General features: G+C 55.3%; 20 protein-coding genes and 2 pseudogenes. 9 read left to right on the top strand and 13 right to left on the bottom strand.

The annotated features are described in order from the left end of the window. The first annotated feature begins 25 nt into the window (after window positions 1–25). From AC2FCQ_RS09885 to AC2FCQ_RS09845, 9 genes and pseudogenes are all read left to right on the top strand, one after another. Window positions 26–1,924, top strand: coding sequence for a beta-ketoacyl synthase (locus AC2FCQ_RS09885; RefSeq protein ID WP_490307935.1), 1,899 nt, complete (start codon window positions 26–28; stop codon window positions 1,922–1,924). 118 nt (window positions 1,925–2,042) lie between these two features. Beyond that, complete coding sequence (locus tag AC2FCQ_RS09880) at window positions 2,043–2,453, top strand: CorA family divalent cation transporter (protein WP_209637456.1); 411 nt, start codon at window positions 2,043–2,045, stop codon at window positions 2,451–2,453. 36 nt (window positions 2,454–2,489) lie between these two features. Next, on the top strand, window positions 2,490–3,317 hold the full coding sequence (locus AC2FCQ_RS09875) for a hypothetical protein (RefSeq protein WP_490307936.1): 828 nt from the start codon (window positions 2,490–2,492) through the stop codon (window positions 3,315–3,317). Between the two features lie 55 nt (window positions 3,318–3,372). Further along, on the top strand, window positions 3,373–11,208 hold the full coding sequence (locus tag AC2FCQ_RS09870) for an aminotransferase class III-fold pyridoxal phosphate-dependent enzyme (RefSeq protein WP_490307937.1): 7,836 nt from the start codon (window positions 3,373–3,375) through the stop codon (window positions 11,206–11,208). Then, window positions 11,208–12,224 (top strand): arylesterase, encoded by a 1,017-nt coding sequence (locus AC2FCQ_RS09865; protein WP_209637462.1) that lies wholly within the window; start codon window positions 11,208–11,210, stop codon window positions 12,222–12,224. Before AC2FCQ_RS09870 ends, AC2FCQ_RS09865 begins: the two co-directional genes overlap by 1 nt. A 1-nt stretch (window position 12,225) precedes the next feature. Continuing rightward, the gene (locus AC2FCQ_RS09860) at window positions 12,226–13,296 is read left to right on the top strand and encodes a 2Fe-2S iron-sulfur cluster-binding protein (protein WP_490307938.1); all 1,071 of its coding nucleotides are present in this window, start codon (window positions 12,226–12,228) and stop codon (window positions 13,294–13,296) included. Beyond that, on the top strand, window positions 13,290–14,444 hold the full coding sequence (locus AC2FCQ_RS09855) for an alkane 1-monooxygenase (protein WP_490307939.1): 1,155 nt from the start codon (window positions 13,290–13,292) through the stop codon (window positions 14,442–14,444). The genes AC2FCQ_RS09860 and AC2FCQ_RS09855 overlap by 7 nt, the downstream gene beginning before the upstream one ends. Window positions 14,445–14,470: 26 nt before the next feature. Continuing rightward, on the top strand, window positions 14,471–15,388 hold the full coding sequence (locus AC2FCQ_RS09850) for an alpha/beta fold hydrolase (RefSeq protein WP_490307940.1): 918 nt from the start codon (window positions 14,471–14,473) through the stop codon (window positions 15,386–15,388). Window positions 15,389–15,468: 80 nt separating this feature from the next. Next, window positions 15,469–16,123, top strand: a pseudogene (locus AC2FCQ_RS09845) (integrase core domain-containing protein); the annotation flags it as partial. 66 nt (window positions 16,124–16,189) lie between these two features. Here the strand turns inward: AC2FCQ_RS09845 and AC2FCQ_RS09840 are convergent. From AC2FCQ_RS09840 to AC2FCQ_RS09780, 13 genes and pseudogenes are all read right to left on the bottom strand, one after another. Beyond that, a pseudogene (locus AC2FCQ_RS09840) lies at window positions 16,190–16,300 on the bottom strand (Arm DNA-binding domain-containing protein); the annotation flags it as partial. Between the two features lie 483 nt (window positions 16,301–16,783). Beyond that, window positions 16,784–17,626, bottom strand: a complete 843-nt coding sequence (locus AC2FCQ_RS09835; RefSeq protein ID WP_004856809.1) for a DUF4942 domain-containing protein — start codon at window positions 17,624–17,626, stop codon at window positions 16,784–16,786. Window positions 17,627–17,754: 128 nt separating this feature from the next. Then, the gene (locus tag AC2FCQ_RS09830) at window positions 17,755–18,246 is read right to left on the bottom strand and encodes a DUF5983 family protein (protein ID WP_004856810.1); all 492 of its coding nucleotides are present in this window, start codon (window positions 18,244–18,246) and stop codon (window positions 17,755–17,757) included. Further along, the gene (locus AC2FCQ_RS09825) at window positions 18,243–18,620 is read right to left on the bottom strand and encodes a TA system toxin CbtA family protein (RefSeq protein ID WP_004856815.1); all 378 of its coding nucleotides are present in this window, start codon (window positions 18,618–18,620) and stop codon (window positions 18,243–18,245) included. Before AC2FCQ_RS09825 ends, AC2FCQ_RS09830 begins: the two co-directional genes overlap by 4 nt. 94 nt (window positions 18,621–18,714) lie before the next feature. Further along, the gene (locus tag AC2FCQ_RS09820) at window positions 18,715–18,945 is read right to left on the bottom strand and encodes a hypothetical protein (RefSeq protein WP_004856818.1); all 231 of its coding nucleotides are present in this window, start codon (window positions 18,943–18,945) and stop codon (window positions 18,715–18,717) included. Between the two features lie 2 nt (window positions 18,946–18,947). Then, window positions 18,948–19,319, bottom strand: a complete 372-nt coding sequence (locus tag AC2FCQ_RS09815; protein WP_004856821.1) for a type IV toxin-antitoxin system YeeU family antitoxin — start codon at window positions 19,317–19,319, stop codon at window positions 18,948–18,950. Window positions 19,320–19,341: 22 nt separating this feature from the next. Further along, a complete protein-coding gene (locus AC2FCQ_RS09810; RefSeq protein ID WP_004856822.1) occupies window positions 19,342–19,563 on the bottom strand; it encodes a DUF987 domain-containing protein in 222 nt (73 codons plus the stop codon). A gap of 11 nt (window positions 19,564–19,574) precedes the next feature. Next, window positions 19,575–20,054: a RadC family protein gene (gene radC / locus AC2FCQ_RS09805; RefSeq protein WP_004856825.1), complete on the bottom strand. Its 480-nt coding sequence runs from the start codon at window positions 20,052–20,054 to the stop codon at window positions 19,575–19,577. A 10-nt stretch (window positions 20,055–20,064) separates the two neighbouring features. Continuing rightward, window positions 20,065–20,529, bottom strand: a complete 465-nt coding sequence (locus AC2FCQ_RS09800) for an antirestriction protein (protein WP_004856826.1) — start codon at window positions 20,527–20,529, stop codon at window positions 20,065–20,067. A gap of 356 nt (window positions 20,530–20,885) precedes the next feature. Then, window positions 20,886–21,704 (bottom strand): DUF932 domain-containing protein, encoded by an 819-nt coding sequence (locus AC2FCQ_RS09795; protein WP_004856830.1) that lies wholly within the window; start codon window positions 21,702–21,704, stop codon window positions 20,886–20,888. An 89-nt stretch (window positions 21,705–21,793) separates the two neighbouring features. Continuing rightward, entirely contained in the window at window positions 21,794–22,336 is a 543-nt protein-coding gene (locus tag AC2FCQ_RS09790; RefSeq protein WP_004856832.1) for a DUF4234 domain-containing protein, read from the bottom strand. A 46-nt stretch (window positions 22,337–22,382) separates the two neighbouring features. Next, complete coding sequence (locus AC2FCQ_RS09785) at window positions 22,383–22,850, bottom strand: YfjT/YkfB family phage-associated protein (RefSeq protein ID WP_004856835.1); 468 nt, start codon at window positions 22,848–22,850, stop codon at window positions 22,383–22,385. Between the two features lie 58 nt (window positions 22,851–22,908). Next, complete coding sequence (locus tag AC2FCQ_RS09780; protein ID WP_490307941.1) at window positions 22,909–23,220, bottom strand: hypothetical protein; 312 nt, start codon at window positions 23,218–23,220, stop codon at window positions 22,909–22,911. Between the last annotated feature and the right edge of the window lie 74 nt (window positions 23,221–23,294).

Genomic DNA, 23,294 nt, shown 5'->3' with positions numbered 1-23,294 from the left:
TGCCGCAAAAAGGCGAGGATACTCTATGGTCAAGTTACCTGTCATAACCGCCTTCGGTGGCTACGGCCCAGCAGGGCGGAGTTCTTCGCACCACGCGTTTCGCCGCATGGTCATGGACGCTTTGCCGGAGGACCAGCAGCAAGAGACGCTGTTATCATTAGCAGTGCTGATGGGGTTGCTAAAATATCAGGATGACGGCTACCGTAACGCTGAAGGGAATTTACGTTCAGCCGCACAAGCCGCGACTGAAATAAAAGAAGCCGTATTGCAAGGTACATTGATCAGAAAGATCGCCAAAGAGTATTTTGACGTCGATGCCGTTGCCAGTCATGCCAAATTGAATATGGCAGCCGGTGCCGAACCTTTGAGTTTTGATATACCCAGCCGGCAGGTGCCCCAATCTTTGCCGCAAGGATGGCGAGTTGAACCGCTAACGGACGATCGGATGCGCATTACCGTTCGGGGCGAGATGGATTGCAAAATTGACGTTACCTTGCGTACGGAAGCGCAAGCCGCCGGCCAGTTGCCGCAAGGATTCAGACCAGGTGATCACTACAGTTCGCAGTTTCATCCCCGTGCGTTGCAGATGGCGATCGTCGCGGCTTCCGATGCTATTAATGCTCTGGGGATCCCGTTGCGTGAAATTCGGGCGCTGATTGCGCCAGACCAACTGGGGGTGTATTCCGGCAATATTCTGGGGCAGCTCGACGATCAAGGGTTTGGCGGTATGCTGCAATCGCGCCTGAAGGGCAACCGCGTCAGCGCCAAACAGTGCCCGTTGGGCCTGAACAGCATGTGCGCCGATTTTTTGAATGCCTATGTATTAGGCAGTATGGGGCACACCGGCGCTACCTTGGGGGCCTGCGCCACCTTTCTCTACAATCTGAATGCCGCAGTAGAAGATATTAAGGCGGGCAGGATCCGCGTAGCCATCGTAGGGAGCGCGGAGGCACCGATAACCCCAGAAGTGATTGAAGGTTTTGATGCGATGGGGGCGCTGGCAACGGAGAGCAAGCTCAAACGTATCGACGGAACTGAAACGGCAGACTGGCGCAACAGCAGTCGCCCGTTTGGCAACAGCTGCGGTTTTGTGATTGCCGAGTCCAGTCAATATATTGTGCTGATGGATGATGAGCTGGCATTGCAACTGGGGGCGGAGATTCACGGCTCGGTGAGCGATGTTTTTATTAACGCCGACGGGTATAAACGCTCTATTGCTTCGCCGGGACCGGGCAATTACATCACGATGGCGAAGGCTGTCGCCTCTGCCGTCACGATGGCCGGGTTGGAATGCGTACAAAAAGGCTCTTTTATACAGGCGCATGGTTCCAGCACACCAAAGAACTGCGTGTCCGAAGCCGAGATCTTTGACCGGGTCGCCGAAGCCTTTTCCATTAACGCATGGCCTGTCACGGCGGTGAAATCATATCTGGGGCACTCATTAGGGCCGGCGAGTGGCGATCAGTTGATTAGCTGTCTGGGCACCTTTAAGTACGGCATCTTGCCGGGAATCAAGAGTGTGTTTCAGGTATCACCGGAGGTGAATGACGCTCGCTTATTGATCCCGACCCAGGATCGGCCTTTACCAGTTGAACAGACGCAGATCGCTTTTATCAACTCGAAGGGGTTTGGCGGAAATAATGCCTCCGCTGTGGTCTACTCACCGCAACTGACGGCGCAGTGGTTGCGTAAACGGCATGGCGAACAGGCCTTTGCCGACTACCAGCAGCGTAGACGGCAGGTACAGCAACAGATAGTGGCTTATGATGCGGCGGCCTCACGCGGTGAACTGAACGTTATCTATCTTTTTGGGCAACATGAGATAAATGAAGCTGAGGTTGAGATCGACATGAACGGTATCAGGATGCCGGGATTTGAACAACCAATTCATTATTCCAAAGTTAAACGATTTACAGATTTTTAATTATACGTATTTATAATCTTATAGCGTTGAAGTTATTCAAAACTATTTTTATTTATAAGGGTATTTGCGACCTCGCAAGCACCTTGTTTGTGTGGCGATAATAATCAGGAGAAATAAAGTGGCTAATCTCAGTGAGATGCTGATTGCCTTTGGTTGGGGTGGTATTGTTGTGGGTATTATGATGGGGGGCTTAATGGGAATGTATGCCTTTAAAGGGCCTTTTCGGGCACCTAAAGGGCATGAAAATTACACTGATTTAAACCGAAGGATGCTGAGGCTGGCGCATATAGCTTTTATTATGCTGCCGTTAATATCAATGCTTTATGGAATGAACATTGACACCTTACAGGTTCCCTATGTTTACAAGTATTATGCGGCGATATGCATGGTTATTCTTTCCGTGGGTATCCCTGTATTACTGATTGCTGCCTGTTTTTACTTACCATTCAAATATATTCAAGTCATTCCTTTTAGCTGTGGGATGTTTGCATTAGTTGTTATGGCCGTAGGCAAGATATCTGCCTTGTAATCTATCAATCGTAGTCTTTATATTGAGATATAAATCATGGAAAAGTTACTGAGTGCACGCCAACTCGGCAGAGAGGCTATTGCTGCAACGGTAGAAAATAATAACTACCAGCGTAATCATAAGTTCGCAAAGAGATTAATTGATCGCGTTGAATCACATCCGTTGATGAGAAATCCCATCTTGTCAAAAATGAATAGCGGTGAGTTTGGCTTCAACCAGATGAAAGTCTTCCATTTGGAGTTTTATCATGCCTTCGCCCAGGTCTTTACTGATGCGGTGATCGAAGCGCTTAGCTCTGCAAAACAGTTGGAAGGCCGCTTGGGCGCCCGGGCAAAAATGGCCGCGCGTTTCCTGCTGCAGATTAACCTGCTGGACGAATTGGGTTTCCACCCGGGGACCGGCAGTGACGGCAGCTATAACGGGCAGCCGGCATTGGCGCACTATGTGCAATTCTTCAATACCATTGAACAGCTGGGTATGAGTGAGGATGAGGTGAAAACCTGGTTGCCGATGTCCAGCTCTGTGGCTTGCCGCGCAACCTTTGAAAACGCCTACGGTGATTATCCGCAGCTGGTAGCGCTGCTGGCCGTAGCGGAAACGGTGTTCCATGATTTTGCGACGCCATGGGCGAAGAGCGTGGACGTGGCGACTGACATTGATGTCTCCCGCGGTTATCACAGCATTCACGTAGAAACGGAAACCGGCGAGTCGATTGAAGACGGTCACTCTGAAGATGCCTGGATTTTGTTCTGCCAGGCGATAACGGAAGATCGTTTCGAGGAAATGGTACAACGTGTGGATCTGTGGCTGAAGGTATGGAATGACTTCTGCAACGATCTCCTTGCCGGCCGCGCCGAAAAATAATTTCAGGCTAATTTAACTTTTCATATTTTATATTGAGAACAAAGAGCTAATCATTATGCCGTCTCATCAGTTGTTTAACAGGGGATTTAATTCCTTCAACCAACTATTGCCAGAACTTGCTGTTCAACATACCGACAAGACGGCATTTGAATTTTTGCGAAGTGCCAAAGAAATAAAGAATCAGAGTTACAGACAATTACATCAGCGCGCTGCATCTCTTGCCAGCGCACTACAGCAATACGCTCATCGGGGTGGCAGGGTTATTTTACTTTATCCTGACGGTGAAGATTTTATTGGCGCTTTTTTCGGGTGTCTTTATGCCGGCATGATTGCCGTGCCTGTCCCTATGCCGGCCAAGGCCTCAGGAAGCGCGTGGGAGCGTTTTATTGGGGTTTTACGCAATGCACAAACGGAATTTATTGTCACCACAGGGAAAGGCGCTGAAACCTTAATATCACTCAGTTTACCGCTAGCGCCACTAATTTTTACCTTTGATCAACTGCCCGCCGTGGTATTACCGGCGGGGTATCGCCTTCAACAACTAGATAGCCATTTTTCAGGGACGTTCAACCCTGCACCGGTGAGCGGCGACGATGTGGCTTTTTTGCAATATACCTCGGGTTCAACCGGTACGCCAAAGGGGGTCATGGTCACTCATGGCAACCTGTGGGCCAACTCTCAAGCCATTCATCGCTACTTCGGTCACCACAATGAAAGCCGCGGCATGATATGGCTGCCGCATTTCCATGATATGGGGCTTATCGGCGGCTTGCTTCAGCCGGTATTCGGGGCATTCCCCTGCCGGGTGATGTCGCCGATGATGCTGATGAAAAAACCGCTTAATTGGCTAAAACAGGTGTCGGAGTTCCGTGCGACGACGTCGGGCGGCCCTAATTTCGCCTACGACCTCTGCGTGCGCAAAATTAGCCCGCAGCAGGCCGAAGGCCTAGATCTTTCCCACTGGGATGTGGCCTTTTGCGGTGCGGAGCCTATCCGGCCAGCCACGTTGCGTCAGTTCAGTGAACACTTTGCTTCGGCCGGTTTCCGGGCGCAGGCGTTTTTACCCTGCTATGGCATGGCGGAAACCACGCTGATTGTTACCGGTAGGGAGAAAGGCCAGGGGATGGCGGTCGCCGAGGAAAAATCGGGGGATGTCGTCAACTGTGGCGAGGCGTTGCCCGGCACCGATGTCCGCATTGTCGATCCTGATACTCTACAACCGCTTGCCGCCGGGCAAACCGGTGAGATTTTGTTACGCGGGCCCAGCATTGCGGCCGGCTATTGGAATAACCCGGCGGCGACGGAGACCACCTTCCAAGCGCGGATCGAGCCTGATTCGGCGCATTGGTTACGCAGCGGCGATTTGGGTTTCCTGCAAGCGGGGGCACTGTACGTCACCGGGCGTGTGAAAGAACTTCTGATCGTCAATGGGCAAAACCATTACCCGACGGACATTGAGGAAACGATCAGAGGAGCAGATATTTTGCTGGCAGACGCAACCGTTTGTGTCTTCGCCGCCGAGATTGCTCAAACTGAACAGGCTGTGGCCTTGCTGGAGATCCCGGAACGTCTCAAAGAGACCCTGGATACCGCAGCGTTGAACCGGTGTTTGAATGCCGTGGTTGCCGAGCGACACGGCATAACCCTGGGGGAATGGGTATGGGTCGGCCGCCGGGCCATTCCACGCACTACCAGTGGCAAATTGCAACGTACCCGCGCCAGAGAAATGTACCGGCAAAATGAACTGGCGGTGCAATGGCGTAGCCGGGCCGAGCAATCGCAAAGGGTCCAGGTTGCCGATGCTGCCTCATACAGCGTGCCTGCCCTGGCCGCACTTATAGCCAGTATCATCGGTACTGCGGTCAATGGCGCTGTCGGTGAAGAACAGTGGGATGAGGCTTTTACCGTCTTTGGCCTGAACTCGTTACAGGTCGTTGGCGTGATCGGCGAGTTAGAGCAACATTTGGGGCGTGAGCTGTCGCCGGCGCTGATTTACGATTATCCGACGATCAATAAGCTGGCTGCGGGTCTGTTGCAACCCGTTGTGCGACCAGAAGCCGCTAGGACGGCCGTGGCCAGCCAGGATGTCGCCGTGATTGGCATCGGGGTTGAACTGCCGGGCCACAGTGGCGTGCAGGCGTTGTGGGCGATGTTGCAACAGGGGCAAAGTACCACGGGTGACATCCCCGCTCACCGTTGGGCCGGATCTGCACTCAGCGGTTTTAACCGCAAGGGCAGTTTCTTTGACCGCGTGAGCGATTTTGACGCCGGTTACTTTGGTATTTCGCCGCGCGAGGCGGAGTATATCGATCCGCAACATCGCCTGCTGTTGGAAACCGTGCAACAGGCGCTGACCGATGCGGGGTTACAGGCTTCGGCGCTGCGGGGCAGCGACACCGCGGTGTTTATCGGCATCAGCGCCAGTGATTATGCCCTGATCTCGGGCGACCGGGTTTCCGCGTATAGCGGGTTGGGCAACGCGCACAGTATTGCCGCTAACCGAATATCTTATCTTTATGATTTTAAAGGGCCAAGCGTCGCTATTGATACGGCCTGCTCATCTTCGCTGGTGGCCATCGACGGGGCCATGCAAAGCCTGCGCTCAGGGCGCAGTTCGCTGGCGATTGCCGGCGGCGTGAATCTGGCGTTGACGCCGCATTTGCAAAAGGTCTTCACCGAAGCGCAGATGCTGGCGCCGGACGGCCAGTGCAAAACCTTTGACGCGCGCGCCGATGGCTATGTGCGCGGCGAGGGGTGCGCCATCGTTGTGTTGAAACCCCTGGCGCAGGCATTGGCCGATGGCGATCGGGTTTATGCCACCCTGGTTGCCAGCGCCATCAATCAGGATGGCCGCAGCAACGGCATCACGGCGCCTAACGGGCCATCGCAACAGGCGGTGATTGCGCGGGCGCTGGCCGAAGCGGGCATCGACAGCAATCACATCGACTATGTGGAAGCGCATGGCACCGGGACGGCGCTGGGTGACCTGATTGAGTATCAGGCGCTGGAAGCGGTGTTTGCCGAGCGTAGCCAACCGGCACCGGTTCAGGTGGGATCGATCAAGACCAATATCGGTCATCTGGAAGCCGCAGCCGGCGTGCTTGGGGTGGTGAAAACCGCGTTGATGCTGCATGGCCAACAGCGCGTGCCTCATTTGAATTTTCAACAGAAAAATCCGCATATCGCCGCCATTAGCCGCCGGGTGGCGGTCGCGGGCAGCCACTCTTGCGCCTGGGAATCTGCGGCGGGCCAACGTTATGCCGGCGTCAGCAGTTTTGGCTTCGGCGGGACGAACAGCCACGTGATACTGCGTGATTGTCCGCAGGCCGCGAAGCGCGATGAGGCGGCCCAGCCGCTGGCGTTGCTGCTGGTGGCCTCGCACGAAGAACAAGGTTTCAACGCGCAGCGTGACGGTATTTATGACACCTTGCAAATGCAACACGACGTTGACGTTCCGGCATGGTGTCGCCTGGTCAATACCCGTTATGACCACCCGCGCTATCGTGGGTTTGCCTATGGCGATAACCGCCGTCAATTGGCAGAAAATCTGGCGCAACTCACCGCGAATAAAGCGGAGAAACCGCGTCCGCTGGTCTGGCTCTTCCCTGGGCAGGGAACGCAGCAAATCGGTATGGGGGCGGCCTTATACCAGCACCTGCCACACTACCGCACGTGCTTCGATAGCCTGGCTGAGGTGGTTCAGGAACGCTATCAAATTGATATTCGGCAAGCGCTGCATGCGCAGGACGACAGTTGGCAGCATTGCGCCAAAACCTGCCAGTTGGCCCTGTTTGCCAGCAGTTATGCCACGGCGGACAGTTTGTTGCAGTTCGGGCTACGCCCGGCGGCGGTGATTGGCCATAGCCTGGGCGAGTATTGCGCTGCGGTTGTCGCCGGCCAGATTTCGCTGGATCAGGGGTTGGCGATGGTTCATCAGCGCGCACTCCTGATGGGCAGCCTGGAGCAGCAGGGCGCGATGGCGGTGGTGTTCAGCGGCGAAAACGAGGTTCGCCGCGGTATCGCCCCCTGGGCCGACGATATCGATATTGCCGCGTTCAATACGCCGACGCTGACCACCATCACCGGCAGTTCGCCGGCGATTGATGCTTGCCTGCAGGCGGTTTCAGCGCAAGGCGGTCATGCCCGCCGGATTAAAACCACCAACGCCTTTCATTCTCACCTGATGGATCCCATCTTGCCGGCGTATCGCCTTTGGTTGACGCAGCATATTGATTTTGCTGAAGGGAATATCCCTTTCTACAGCAATCTGGACGCTCTGCCGCGCCGGCACACCGATGCCGACTACTGGAGCCAACAAATCCGGCAACCCGTTCATTTCCTGCAAGGCATACAGGCGCTGCGGGAGGAAGGGAAATATACCTTTGTGGATTTGAGCGCCGACAGTTCGCTGGGCAAGTTTGTCGCCGCCACCGATCGCAGCCAACAGGTTTTGGCGGCCGCGGATCATCGCCATGAATACCAATCACTGCTGACGCTGCTGGGTTCGTTGTGGCAGCAAGGGCATGACATTGACTGGTCCAGGCTGTATCGCGCAACAAGCCGTGAAGCCTTGACGCTGCCGGCCATTCAATTCTGTCGGAAAACTTATTGGCTGGCCGATAAAACGCCAACGCTGCCACCATCTTCACATGAGGACGCTATGTCAAAACAACATCAATTACACGCCGAAATCAAAGCGATCATTGCCGGGTATTTGGGGGCATCGCCCGACGCTCTGGAGGATGATCTGCCCTTCCTGGAAATGGGGGCCGACTCGCTGGTCTTGCTGGATGCGATCAATACCATCAAGGATCGCTATGGCGTTGCGATCCCGCTGAGATCGCTGTTTGAAGAGTTGAATACGCTGGATGCGGTGATCCATTACGTCGTGGAGCGTGCGCAAGTGGCGGAACCTGTCGCGGTGGCCAGTGAAAGCCGGGTTGTGGCGGTCGTGCCGCAAGCCGAAGCTTCGGCGGCGCCCATGCAGCTTCCTCTTATCGAACACGGAGCCATGTCGGCAACGGCCCCGGCCGAGTTGCAAGGAGTGATTGCGCGGCAATTAGAGGTCATGTCGCAACAGCTGCGCCTGTTAAGCGACGGCCATGCTCAACCGCTTTCCGCACCCGCGCTGCCTTCGGTACCGGCAAGCGCGCCGATAGCCGCACTTCCTGCACCGGCAGTCGCGAGTAACGCGCCGGCTACCGCTGCACCGGCGAAAGCCGGCGCGCACACCAGCTGGTTTAAAAAGGAAACCAGGAAGACGTCATTAGGGGCCGAGCGCGACAAACACATACAGCAATTGACGCAGCAGTTTGTCAGCAAAACTCCGAGCTCCAAGCACAATGCGCAGCAGTACCGCGCCGTGCTGGCAGATAACCGGGCATCGGCAGGTTTCCGTTTATCCACGAAGGAAATGCTGTATCCCTTGGTGGGCGTGCGTTCACAAGGCTCCCGTATTTGGGATGCCGACGGTAACGAGTACATTGATTTCACCATGGGGTTTGGCGCCAACCTGTTGGGCCATGCACCGGAGTGCGTGCAACAGGCCGTTGCCGCACAGCTGGCGCAAGGCATGCAAATCGGGCCGCAGAGCGCTCTGGCCGGTGAGGTTGCCACATTGATTGCAGAGCTGACGGGCCAGCAGCGCGTGGCGTTCTGTAACTCAGGTTCGGAAGCCGTCATGAGCGCGGTGCGCCTGGCGCGTGCCGTAACGGGCAAGAACAAAGTGGCGCTGTTCAGCGGCTCTTATCACGGCGTTTTTGATGGCATCCTGGGGCGTCAGCAGGGGGGCGAAACCCCGGAGCGGGCAGTGCCGATTGCCGCAGGGACGACGGCGTCCCTGGTTGAGGATCTGCTGGTGCTCGACTACGGCAGCGAAGAGAGCCTGGCTTTGATTGCCCAGTATGCCGATCAACTGGCCGCGGTCATTGTGGAGCCGATTCAAAGCCGCTATCCCGATCATCAGCCGCGCGACTATTTGCATGCGCTGCGTAAGTTGACGGCCGAGCGCAATATCGCCTTGATGTTCGATGAAGTGATTACCGGTTTCCGCCTGGCAGCCGGCGGCGCGCAGGCGTATTACGGTGTCCAGGCCGATATTGCCACCTACGGCAAGATTGTCGGCGGCGGCATGCCGATTGGCGCCATTGCGGGGTCGGCGCGCTTTATGGACAGTATTGACGGCGGTTTCTGGCAATACGGCGATGAATCCTGGCCGCAGTCCGAACTGATTTTCTTTGCCGGGACCTTCTCCAAACACCCTCTGACCATGGCGGCCAGTAAAGCGGTACTCGACTATATCAAGAGCCACCCCGGTCTCTATGACGACATCAACCAAAAGACGCATTACCTTGCGCAGACGCTCAACACCTGGTTTGTCACGACGGGTACGCCGATCGAGATCGTCTCGGCGGGCAGTTTGTTCCGTTTCAAATTCAGCGGCAACTACGACATTTTGTTCCATCACCTCATGCTGCGCGGCATCTTCATTTGGGAGGGCCGCAACTGCTTCGTGTCCACCGCGCACTCTTCGCAAGATATAGCGCTTTTTATCGCGGCGGTAAAAGAGAGCGTTAATGCCATGCACGTCGATGGTTTCTTCGGTGAAGCCGGTTTGTCCCCCGATACGTCTTACCCGGCCGCCGACAGCCAGCAACGTTTTATGCTGCTGGCCGCCAAAGACGAAAGCGGGCTGTGCGCGGGCAACATCGGCTGCGTGATTGAAACGGCGCGTGAGATTGACGGGGCAACCTTGGCCGAGGCGTGGGCGCTGCTGAGCGAACGTCATGAGTCCTTACGCATGCAGTTCAATGGGGCGGGGGAGTTGCGGGTGGCGTCGGGCGTTGTCAACGTTGATTTTATTGAGGAACGCAGTGAGTCCATGGACCCTGCTGCCCGCTTGGCCGAGTTTGCCGCCAAACCCTTCGTCTTGACGGCGGCGCCGTTGGCACGCCTCTTGTTGCTGAGCCAACCCGGCCAAACGGCCCTGGCGTTGGCGGCGCATCATTCGGTGGCGGATGGTTGGTCATTCATGGTGATGCTGCGCGAACTGCTGCATCTCTACGATGCGCTGGTTGCAGGGCAGCGCCCAGCGCTGTCGGCGGCACCGAGTTATGTGCACTTTATGCGTGCGGAAAAGATGGCCAATGAGGCTGACGTAGCTCAACGGCTGGCCGCTATCCCCGAGCGTCGTTTCGATCCCGCCAGTGCGCTGCCGGTTGTCCTGCAGGCCGCGCCGTATCAAGGCCAGCGTTTGAAGCAAGGGCTGGCTTACCCGAACTTGTCGACCCAACTGCGTAATGTGGTCGCCGAACTGCGCACGACCCGCTTTGTGATGTTGAACGCCCTGTTTGTACTGACGCTCGAGAAGTTTATCGGCCACTCGCTGTTGCCTGTCGCTGTGCCGAATGCCGGGCGTGACTTCGAGAACAGCGAAGGGTTGGTCGGCCAATGCGTCAGCCTGATGCCGTTGTGTTTCAACAGCGCCGCGAGCGCTTCGCTGCCTGAGTTTGTGGCCAAGGTACATCAGGCCATTTTGGCGCAGCGCGATGCGCCGGCACTGCCGTCACGCTGTTTCCATGGTGAGCAAGCGCCGCTGCCTCTGCTTGCCACGTTCAATGTTGAGCCGTCCGTTCCATTGGCGGAAATGCGCCAGTGGCAGGCCAGCCTGTCGATGCTGCCGGTCAATGCTGTCGAGTTCCCCTTGATGATCAATGTGGTGGAAATGGCCGATGAGCTGTCGATTGAGCTGGATTATCAGGCGCGTTATTTCACCGGGCAAACCGCTTCAGCGCTGCTGGAGCAGTATCTGGCTGCGATCGCGATTCTGGCGGAGCAAGGTGTGAGCGCCGTAAACCAGCAGTTTTATTCACCGGTTGCCGTGGAAGCATGATGAAAAAGTTGATGGGTATAGCACTGGCTGTCGCTGTGCTGGCGTATGTAATCAATCTGCTGTTTGACGCCGGCGTGTTCTACCGCGTTCAGGATATTAACCTGCAACAATGCCAAAAAATACCGGGGATCAGCGGAGCGGAGGATATTGCGCCGCTGAAGGACGGGGGCGCACTGATCAGCAGCCTGAATCGCCACGATAACGCACCGGGGGCGCTCTATTACTTCCAACAGGGGCAAGCGCCCCTGCGTTTACCCGGCGACTATCCGCCCGAGTTTTACCCGCATGGTATCGATGTGTGGCAAAAGGGCGCAGAGACGTGGGTTTACGCAGTGAGCCACGGCTCTCGTGGGGATCGCATTGAGACGTTCCGTTTTGAGCGGGCGGCGATGCGGTTGGTTTATCAGCCTGAGCTGTCGCGCAGCGTCGGCAAGAATATCAATGATATCAGCGTCATTGATAAATCCCGTTGGCTGTTGACGCGCGATCACGCCTTTTCCGGCATGTTGGGGCGCGTTGAAGACTATCTGCGGCTGCCACTCTCGCTGGTCTTGCTGGTAGACGACGCGGGGGAGCATACGCTGCTTGATGGGTTGCATTTTGCCAACGGCATTTACTACAACCCGCAACGAGGGCGGCTGTACGTGGCGGAAACCACCAACGGCACCGTGAGCAGTTGGGCATGGCGGCCGGGCGAGGCGTCACCCGTCTTGCTGGGGCGGTTCACCGGGTTGCACGGCGTCGACAATATCATGCCTGACGGGGATGGGCTGCTGGTGGCCGCGCATCCGCAACTGTTAAAGCTGGCCGCATTTCAAAAGGATGCGCAAGCGCGTTCGCCGTCGCTGGTTTGGCAACTGTCGCTGGGCACACAGGGTGCGGTTGAGCGTTCGCAGATTTATTACCAGAGCCATGGCCAGGCGCTGGCGGCGATCAGCGTGGCGGCACCGCTCGGCGGGCGGATCCTGATGGGCAGCGTATTTGACGATGGCCTGCTGACGTGCGGAGAGCAATAACATGTTGAAGAGATGGTTCTCGCGCCGCAGCACCTTTCGGGGGGTGCTGGAGGGGAAAGCCTTCACCTTGGCTGCGGGGGAAACGGTGCTGGAAAGCGCGCTGAAAGCCGGCGTGGCGTTGTCTTATAACTGCCAGGTGGGGTCTTGCAAATCCTGCCTGTGCCGGGTGGTCAGTGGTGAAGTGCGTTCGCTGGTGGATCTCGGCTATTTGCTCAGTGCCGAAGAAATTGCGGCCGGCCATGTGTTGGCCTGCCAGTGCCTGCCCCAGTCTGATTTAACCCTGATGTCGGCTGCGGTAGCGACAAACTGGGCACCGGCTCAGATAAAACAGGCCACTCCTCTCTCAAGCCGGGTGTGGCGGATCACCCTGTCGCCCGAGCAGGCTATGCCTTTCCTGCCTGGGCAATTTTTGCAGCTGTGCCACCAGCCTGGCACCGATGTCCGCAGTTACTCGGTGAGTTGGCCCAGTAACGCGCGGGAGATTGTCGTGGATGTCACGCTGAGAAAGCAGGGGCGCGTTTCTCCCCTTTTATGCGATCGGGGCAGCGTCGGGCGCACCCTGTGGGTGTCTGGCTGTAGCGGACGGTTTGGGCAAGCCGATGACGGGAAAGGGCCATTACTGGCCATAGCCAGCGGCTCAGGTTTAGGGACTACGTTGGGGCTGGTTCGTGCGGCTCTGGCGCGTAATCCCTATCGGGCGGTGATGCTGGTACATGCCATTCGCAAGCGGCAGGACAAGTTTGACGTTGCCGAACTGCAGCGGTTGCAACAACAGCATGAAGGCTTCCATTACTTCCATGCGTTGTCGCAGGAGAATGACGGAAAACAGCACGAACTTGTGGGACGCTTTACATCCTGGCTGGAGGAGTGGCGCAGCCTCTATCCGTACCAAAAATACGGGCTGGAGGCTCGCGACTGGCGGGCGGTGATCTGCGGTAACTCAGGGCTGGCGCAGGCGTGCCAACAGGGGCTGCTTGCGAGCGGGGTGATGGCGCGACATATTCAAACAGACTGTTTTTCTCCCGCCGGCGCCGAGGAAAAAATCTCGAATAATAAGGAGTTAGTATGTTGAGTTACCTAAGATTCGCCTTGGTGCCACTGGTGTTTTTACCCCTGACGGCGGCGGCCAACTTGCTCGGCGGCGGGTGGATATTGGCCGCCATACTGTGCGTATCCTTGAGTTATTTGATCTTTGATAATGTGACCCCGGTAGATACTGCCGATCACCGCTATCGTTTCACCGCTCTTCTGGCGCTGATCCCCTATCTGCAACTTCCCGCTGCCCTGCTGGCGTTGTTTACGTTGATCTGGCAGGCGGCGCCGGGCGATGTGCTGGGGTTTGGGGCCGGGATCTCGGCGGCGACGGGGTGGGATGTACCGGCCTTGCACGGTATGCGAATGCCAGAATTGCTGCTGGCTGCCGTATCCACCGGCTATACGCTGAGTACCAACACGGTGGTGGCTCATGAGCTTATCCACAAAACCCAGAGCTGGTTGGCGATGACCGTCGGGCGTTGGTTACTGGCATTGGTCGCGGACGCGCAGTTTTCTATCTCCCACGTGTACTCGCATCACCCAAATGTGGCGACGTACGCCGATGGGGCGACGGCACGCCGTGGCGAGCATGTTTACCGTTTCTTTATCCGCTCGTCGCTGTCGCAGTACCGTGAGTCGTGGCAGGTGGAACAGCAACGGCTAAAAGGCCAGGGCAAGCCGAGTATTACGCTGAGCAATAGAGTGATTCGCGGCGTTATCATGAGCCTGGCTGTCCTGGCCGCCTGTTATGCAGCGGCAGGGGGGCGTGGATTACTCGCTTGCCTGGTGGCCATGCTGGTCTCCAAGTTCCTGTTTGAAACCGTCAACTATATCCAGCATTACGGTTTAATCCGGGTGCCCAATACCCGCGTTGAACCACGCCACAGCTGGGATTGCAACAACCAGGCATCTTCTGCCGGCCTGTTGAATCTGACGCGCCACTCGGATCACCATACAAATCCACGTCGGGAGTTCTGGCGGCTGCAAGCGCACAGTTATGCGGTGGGGATCGATCATGGTTACGTGGCGCATATCCTGTATGCGTTGGTACCACCCCTGTGGTTTAAACGCATGGGAGCAAAACTGGCGTATTGGGATCGGCATATCGCCACGGATGCGGAAAGGGCCCTTATTCGGCAGCTCGAAAAGCTTCAGGAGGCGCAAGATGCGCCCGCGCAAGTCTAACGTCACCCACGATTCTGGAGAGTACAATGAGTGAACATTTTGACCAACTTATAGAACAAGCCTACCGGCAGTATCGTGGGCCGGCTTATATGCGCTCACCGGCCGTATCCTGCATTAAAATGGGCATTCGGTTGATGGATTTTGTGGTGCCTGGCCCCACGGCCGCCTACCTTGGCAAACGTTTTTTCACCCCACGCCGCGTCCCAACGCGTGAAAGCGATAAACAGACGATGGGGATGGCGAGTAGCACTACGTACATCACCCTGAGCAACGATAAGCAGGCGGTGGTGTACCACTGGGGGCAACAGGGGCCGAAGGTGTTGTTGGCGCATGGTTGGGAGTCGCGGGCATCGCATTTCTCGCGCTTGATCCAGATATTGGTGGAACGGGGTTTCCAGGTTATCGGCTTTGACGCGCCTGCACACGGGGATGCGGAAGGCAATCAGAGCAGCATTGTCGAGTTTATCGAAATCATTCAGCGACTGGAGCAGCAAGAGGGCGGATTTGACGCGATGGTGGCTCATTCCTTCGGTGGCCTGTCGGCGATCAACGCGGTGAAAGCCGGGCTGCGTACCAAAGCCTTGGTGATTGTCGGCGCCCCCACGCACTTTAGCGGCCTGGTGACCAAGTATGCTTCTATCCTCAATTTGCCGGCGCGCCAGCAGCAACGTTTACGGGGTTACATTGAGCGCTATTTTGGCATTGGGGATGCCGTTTGGCAGCGCTTTAACGCCTATGAAGGATTGCGGCAGATTGAACAACCGGTGTTAATTATCCATGACAGCGCTGACGATATCGTCCTGGAAGTGGAAGCAGAATGCCTGGCTCAAGCCTGGCCTGCCGCCTGTCTGGTGAAAACTCAGGGGTTGGGGCATAACCCGTTGCGCCGCCCGGGGGAAGGCATAGATCTGGTGTTGGCGCATCTAGCTCCGCTTCAACCTTAACCGGCGCCATTCCGACGGGGCAGGGCAACAAAAGCTGCACTGATTTGCCTGATAGCCAGGGATAATGGCTATCAGGCAGACGAGTGCTCCGCCGCGAAGGGCTTCATGTTAATCACTAGCATGTGTACCGGCTTTTTCATCTTAGTGGCCTGGGTGTAAAACGCAGACGACGTCGTAAAGGGCTGGCAACAGAATGTCTGCCGCTGCTCCGCCCGGCAGCACCTAATCTGATCTGGTCGATGAATTCGTCATGAACGTGCTGGTCATCGGTCGCAGGATCAAGTGCCCGACCTGCGTGGATGACCTCACTAAAGAGTGCCTGATGGTAACCGTTATCTGCGGGATTTCAGGCGTGCAGGTCACGCGTATTCTGGACAGCATTGCGCTGTTTCGCGGCTATCCGGCTACGATAAGAACTGACCAGGGACTGGAGTTTACCTGCAGAGCACTTGACCAGTGGGCTTATAAGCGTGGCGTGGAACTGCGGCTTATCCAGCCCGAAAGCCGACACAGAGCGGATTTATTGAGAGTCTCAACGGGCGCTTTCGCGATGAATATCTGATTGAAAACGGGTTCCGTGTTGTCAGTCATGCCAGGAAAAGCATCAGTGAATGGCGTCAAGATTATAACTAATGCCGCCCGCACTCCACGCGGAATTATCAGACGCCGTCTGAATTAGCGGCGGGCTGGAGAACGGGGAATTCTGAGAGTGGAGGATCCAACATTACTAATTGAGCGTCGTATCTAATACTGGAGGCAGGTCATTTTCTCTTTGCCCAGAAACCGATAGCGGAATCGTCAGTAGAGGAGGCCGTTAGGGTGAACAAGCAAAAACATGTTGCCGCTGTCGGCAAGTTTATAAGGTTTCTCATGCGGTTTAGCTGCCCGGATTTTAGCGTCAGTCAGTGCCATAACAGGGTTCCTGAGTGATTTGAGAGTATAGAATCTTATCGAATGAGGCTATTGCCCCATATGTACCCTCGCACGGGACTTGGTGTGGGGAGAATTGAGTGGAATTGGGGTGAATGGAAGATTCGCGAGGCGTGATTTTTGGCAGGTTCTGAAAGCAAAAAACCCGCCATAGGCGGATTCTTCTAAATAGGGTGCCCGGACTCGGACAACTGGCGCTTGCGCCGTGTTGAACAGCGCTTTAGCGCTGGCCCGTAGGGTGAGGCCTTGGGGCCGAATAATCGAACGGAGTTCGATGAAGAGTCCGTATCTCAGAAAGCAAAAAACCCGCCATAGGCGGGTTCTTCTAAATATGGTGCCGGACTCGGAATCGAGTCTTGTTGCTATTTAATTGATATACAAGGTTTATTTTTAGTTTGGTGATTTTTGTGCCCTCATTTGTACCCTCGGTCCGTTTGCATTGATTCTGGTGACTCGAATTTGGGTTCAGGTACGAGGTGGTAGGGTTGCAGGAAAATAGCGGGCAACTATTTCGTTCATCTTATCAATCAAATCAGAGCGTTTAAAGATGATGTGCCCAGTGCCTTTCTGGAAGTAACGTATCTCAACATACTCGTCTTCGTAAACGGAAGCGTGCTGTTTGGAGATATGAGCATCGAGCCTGACGGAAAGATCGTTGCGATTCTCCGGAACAGGTTTACCATCCAGCAGATTCAGCATACGATCTAAATCTGCTAACTGCTCACGTCTACGCCCATGACGGAAGTGAAATCCCCAACGGTCATATTGTACCAGACCATCAACGATGATCTTCTTCCCGAATTTGCAGGGGCTGTTGCTCTTGTAATCCCAGCTTAGTCCCTTAAACACGTTAATGATCCCTCGCTCGAACACCTCTGCTTTACTCTGATGTAGTTGCTCAAAGGTGCTGAGAATATTCTCTTCACTGATAGCGGGAATATCGTCCTTTTCCAGGCTGTTGTACCACTCGTCGCGTGCCTGTGCGTCCATGAGCGCCAGCATTCCCGACTTATTCATCAGGTCTTTCCAGATGCTGCGATCGATATTTTGGGTGATGGCTTTTATCGCTGTTTCTGGTTTATCCATCAACCAGCAGTCGTAACGGTATTGCCGTACTCCCCATTCATTTGCTTTACCACCGCCGATGTTGCTAGTCAGTGTCGAGATATCGTCGAGTTGCTGTATCAGCGTTTCAATTTGAGCCAGCGCCGCGTTGCGTCCGGTGACGATACGTTCAATGCTGGTCGAGCAAATTACATCGGTATTGTCGGTTAACACTTCGGATTCGGTGAGAGTAAGTTCTGACATAGTTTATGTCCTTTATATAAAGCAAAACGCCAGTCGGTGAGGGCTGGCGTTTATGCGTGTGGTGAATACAGGGCTGTGATTATTCTGAGCGGATGTGTTGCAGAGACTGAGCATGTCGGAAGGAGAGACTACCAGTTGAAGGTGCTAAAACCCGGCAACAGGTCACCCGCTGCATCCAGATGTAGCATATCGATCCCGTAACGTCGTATCAGTGTGGTCACTAACCGACGGCAGCCCTTTGAAAGCCCCAATCTCTTTAGTTCCAGCACTGGGTATAAGCGAGCATTAAGTCTGAGCAGGTAACCGTAGCCGGTGCACAGTATCCAGTCACTGTTGCCGCCGTCGTGGCGTTGAAGAGTGACCTGGTCGAGAATAGCGTTATCCTCACACGTGATATGAGCGGTACTGCACTGGATCCCATTCAGACGGGCGGTACGTGGTAGCTGATCTTCAACAACCAACCTCCCTGGGGTATCAGCAACACGAAGCGAATACCCGTTATCACTGACCACATCAATCAGCGCAGCCAGCTCAATACCATCGATATCGACGGCGATCCGGCCCCCATTAAGGGCCAGTACATTAACGGTATCGGCTTCCACCGTCAGGGACAGCTTCATTGCTGCCCCCTGGATGACTGCCCACTGATGGCGCAAGTCACCGCCTTATAGCCGGTACGTTGCATCAGGCCGGTGGCCTTTCTGGCCCGGAGTATGTCAATAGCGCTGATGAACGGAGACTGATGCTGAATGGAGAAACCGGGGCGATCAATTCGTACCAGTTCAGATTTTTCAACGAGAAAATTGAGTGCATCTGCCAGTGAAATCCCGGCGTCAATATGCTGCTGGATCACATTGCCATCACCAAACTGTGTGTCGTTAAGCGAAAGGCCGTAATGCCTTTCCAGCAGATAAGTAAGAAGTTGCTGCCAGATTTCTACCGGCGACGGGTGTGACGATACCTTCCTCGTCGGGATGGTGGGTAAGGTTTGCATAAAGTTGATCTCTGTTAAATAAATAAGATGTTGATGGTCGGGGGGATTACGGTGAAGGGGGATGGTGAATTACGGTGTTTTTCAGGTAATCCACTTACTGTCTGATGGCGTCAAGTGCGGCCTCCAGTGTGAACCAGTTAATGCCCTGTTCTGCGTCGTGATGGCTGGCTGCATGGCATAATGCCGCTCTGGCCTCTTCTGTCGTAACAGACTCATCCACATTGTGTACATCGTCTTCGTACCAGAGTGAACACAATACGAAGTCGTCATTTTGATGTTGTTTCAGCAGTTCAATGACCTCGCTGATTTTACAGGCGTGTTGCATGGCTATTCTCCTCCGGGTTGTGCCGCAGGTGGCGTCGCATAAATCGCAAGATAAACGTACCCGCAGGAGCCGAGGGTGTCTGCCTCGCAGGTCAGTCCTTTTGCGTAGAGCGTGACGCCGTGCTGATGTCGGGGAGTGAGTTCACCGCTGGTGAGCATTAACTCAAGTTGTTTCAACAGCAGTGGAAATACCAGATTCAGATGGCGCAGGTCTGATTCGCTGAAGGTGCCGGTGATGCTGGCGCGATCAGCCAGGTAATGCAGCCGGTTGCCCTCCTGTACCAGTCGTGCGCCAAAACACGGGATAGCTGCAGGCTTAAGTCCCCACCAGGAGGCGGCAATATCGTGGTTTGCTACATTTGTTGAGCTTTGCATTTAAGTAATCCTTAACTATGTGTTAATTCAGGGTAACGCTGCGCAGGACAACATACGGGCCGTTGCGGTCCTGGCGGCGTTCAGCGAATACGGCGAGCACACCGCTGATATCCTGCACCTCCCGTCCGGCATAGTGGCAGATGCTGCCGGACCACTGGTATTTCCCTGTGCAGAAGCGGAACAGCCGGGACTGCGGATGCTGGCGGTATATCGCCATCGCCTGGCGTTTGCTGATAATCTTCATCACCGGTCTCCTTAAAGCCAGCCTCGTTCGGCAAAAGACACTATATCCATCCCGCCAACCACCAGGTGGTCCAGCAGGCGAATATCGACCAGCTCCAGCGTCTGCTTAAGACGTTCTGTGATCCGTCTGTCTGAATCGCTGGGCTCTGCGTGCCCTGAAGGATGGCAGTGCGCCACGAGCATGGCAGCAGCGTTATATTTCAGTGCAGCCTTTACCAACTCCCGTGGATAGACCTGCGTATGGTTGATGGTGCCGGTGAAGAGAGTTTCGTGCGCAATCAGCCGGTGCTGGTTATCGAGGAAGAGCGCGGTAAACTCTTCGCGCTCCAGTGTGGCAAGCTGCAGGCGCAGCCAGTCACGTACTGAGCTACTGGAGGTAAATGACGCACCGGGTTCGCGTAACTGACGCTCCAGCAGGGTTAGTGCCTCACGGATGGTGTGTTGTGCGGATGCCGGTAATTCGGCGGCAAACAGTGGTAACTGTGTTTCCATAGCGGGATCCTCAGTCAATGATGTGCATGATGGCGCTGCATTCCGCGTGGTTGAGCGCGTAGTCCCGCAGACGGTAATAGTGCTCCGTCATGGCGTCGCATTCGGTGCGCATGGCGTGGTGGCTGTAAGCCATCAGGCAGGCTGCTATGCCCGCGGCCTCTGCGCTCATTTCCACATCGTTGCCATTCATCGGGTTGAACAGCGTCCATTTTTCAACGTCATCACCATCGGGCTCCGGGGCTATAAAAGCACCGCCGTTGCTCAGCGTGTAAAACTGCCAGATACCCCCGCAATAGTCTGCACAGAAGAGGTCCATCCAGGCGAAGATATGCGGCTCAAGGGTCATCCACTGCGGGATGGAACCAAAGTGCTGTGGCCAGAAGCCGATACGCTGTTCATCGGGCAACAACGTGACGATGAGAGTGTTGGTATTTTCGAGGTCTGAAAGGGTTTGCAGATTTGTAGCGTTATTCATTGGTTATTCCTTTTGAAAGGTCATAAGTGCGACTCCGGTAAACGGGAGCCTGATGTGTGGAAAAGGTGATTTGAGGCGTGATGGTGAAGGAATGCGTTACTGGCAGGTAAGTTCAGCAGGTGATGTGGTCAGGAGTAGCTGTGGGCAGGACTGTGCATAGCCATCTGCATCGCATCGTGAGGGCCAGTGGCCCTCCGGGAGGATTAAGCGGCACAGGCTGAGTTCACCGGGACGATAAAGAAGGTGTGAGCACCAGGCGCACAGGTCGTCATCGGAGATGGAGCGGCTGCAGGGAGTGTTTTCCAGGGCGGTCGGATAAAGGGTTGCCTGGTGGGCGTTATCAGGTAGCGGTGGCATCAGCTCAGTGCCTGCTGTAGTTCTTCCGCCATTACCCAGAGGGCGCGGTTGAGCTTAACGTCTCCGTCTATGCTTTTAACCGCGCGGGTATGGCTGCGCTTGCCTTTGGCAGTACGTCCCGGCAGACCCCCTTTCAGCAGGTTCTCCTGACAACGATTGAAAACTGACCACAGATCGTCCTGACGGTCTTCATAGCGGCGGGGCGTCAGTATCTGGGATGCCGTCACCGGCTGGTGATCTTCACCAAAGCGGTACGTCAGCGCGGCTTTTGCAAAAGCCTGCTGTGCCGGTGGCGTGAGTAACAGTGACTGCATCGCATCCCGATTTTCTTCGACCCGGTCAAATATCCCCAGTACCTCATAAGCCCCTTCAATGACTTTCTCCACCACATTACCCTTATGCGGCACGCGCACCTCCCCAAAGGTTTCGCCACAGACAAGTCCGTTCTGGCAGACTGCACGAAACAACCCCGGCAGCATCTGGTATGAGCTGGAGCCGTCGTGACTGTTAAGCAGAATGATTTCGGGGACCTGTTTACCGGTAATCTGGCCTTCACGCCTGAGGCGCAGCATGTGCTTTGTGTGGTCGCGTTTATTCAGGTCACGCACGCGTGTCTGGCAGGCAAAGAACGGCTGGAAGCCTTCCCGCTGCAGGTTATCCAGCAGGGTGATGGTCGGGATGTACGTGTAACGTTCGCTGCGGGATTCATGTTTTTCTTCGCTGAAGACGCTGGGCACGTAGTGCGCCAGTTCATCGCGGGTTAATGGGCGGTCGCGGCGCACGAGGCTGGCAGCGCCAAAACGGCTGGCTAAGCGCATGGAAATTTCCTTTCTGAGAAATAAAAGAAAACGCCCCGCTCGGATGAGCAGGGCGTTGGTGGTGTGTAATACCTGTGTTGTGGCAGTTGTCAGGGCTGGTTCGTCTGTTCTGCCGCCTGGGCCGGAGCATGTTCACCCGGTGTTGTGGTGTTCCTGTGAATAATCTGGTGTTTCGCCAGCGCCTGCTGCATGTCATTGATGCAGTACGTGATGTAGAAGACGTTAAACAGCACGGTATAAAAGACGTTCATCTTCAGGTCAAAGCGAAACGTGTTCAGCGCAAAGTGACGCAGCGCGGTTCTGGCCTTGAAAGCCCAGACCACATACATCACACCACTGGCTATTGAGAGCAGCCCGCTGATGGCCAGCAGGATATCGCCGGTTGAGTCGTAACCGTACGGGTCAGGTGCTGCCATGGCACCCAACTGACGACTGAGCCCGAAACAGACGGTGAGCCAGATAATAAACAGATTGCCGTAAAGCGGGTAGCCCGTGGTCTCGCTGATGATATCCTGCTTTTTGTAGAGCCAGAGCAGGGGCCAGACGCCGCAGGTGACCATGCTGAGCAGGACAAAATGCAGCGTACGGGTATTCAGCCGCTGGCTGAGGGTATTAATCGTGATATCTGTCATGAACTAAATTCCTGTATTAAACGAGTGGGGGGAGTGTTTCCGTGAATTAACCGGCCGTATTTTCACAGTCGCTGATATTTTTCAGCTCCTGCTGTGTATTCCTGATCCCCGGGTTAAAACTGCCGGCTTTCCTGTCATTCACATACACATCAAAATGTGCAGCCTGTCCCAGAGCCGTAATAAACTGCGACCAGGCATTGTCCGCATTACGCCATCCCAGAGACGAAGGGAGCGGGAATTGTCGATCGTTTATTACCAGCGTGATGGCGGTATGGTCGTCATGTGAGTCTGCCCCGGAACCATCGGGAAAGGTGAGCATGACGTGATGCTGCAGGATGTTCTGCTCATCGGGGTTGCCTGTGCAATTGAGGTTAAACATCACATTTTCGGGGCTGGTGATGATGTATTCGGTCACTCCCATGCCGAAGCCGCTGGTCCACATATTGGGGATAGCGTGAGCGACGCCAGTGAATGCCAGTGTTGTTACCAGCAGAACGGCAGATAGTTTACGCATGAACGTTTCCTTAAATTATCTAAGAGGCGGGCAACTGTTGATGAATCCGCCGTGGGTGTTACATAAGCTGTTTGCCAACAGTTATCAGACCGGCCAGCCAGCCGATGCACTGAGGCCCCACAAGCCAGAACAAGCGGGCTTTGAGCAGCCCGGTCATACCTTCGCTGGTGTATACCGCATCCGGCATCAGCCACTGGCGCAGGAACGCGCCGATGGTCATACCGGCACCGGGACCGAGCGTCATCCAGAACAGATACCCCATCCCCTGCCCGAAACTGCGGATTTCGCCCGTGTTCCCGAATACGTTAAACAGGACGACAACAAGCGCGATGCCGAAGGCAATTGCGAAATACTTAATAACTAGCGGCATTCTGTTCAGTCCTTATTTTCTGCACTGCTTAGCGGCGCTCAGCATGTTGTCCATAAAACGCGAGGGTACATAGC

The sequence above is a fragment of the Serratia sp. CoH_134_PS_4 genome (genome assembly GCF_058190535.1).
The sequence above is the reverse complement of the archived record's forward strand: the minus strand, read 5'-3'. Positions and strand labels throughout refer to the sequence as shown.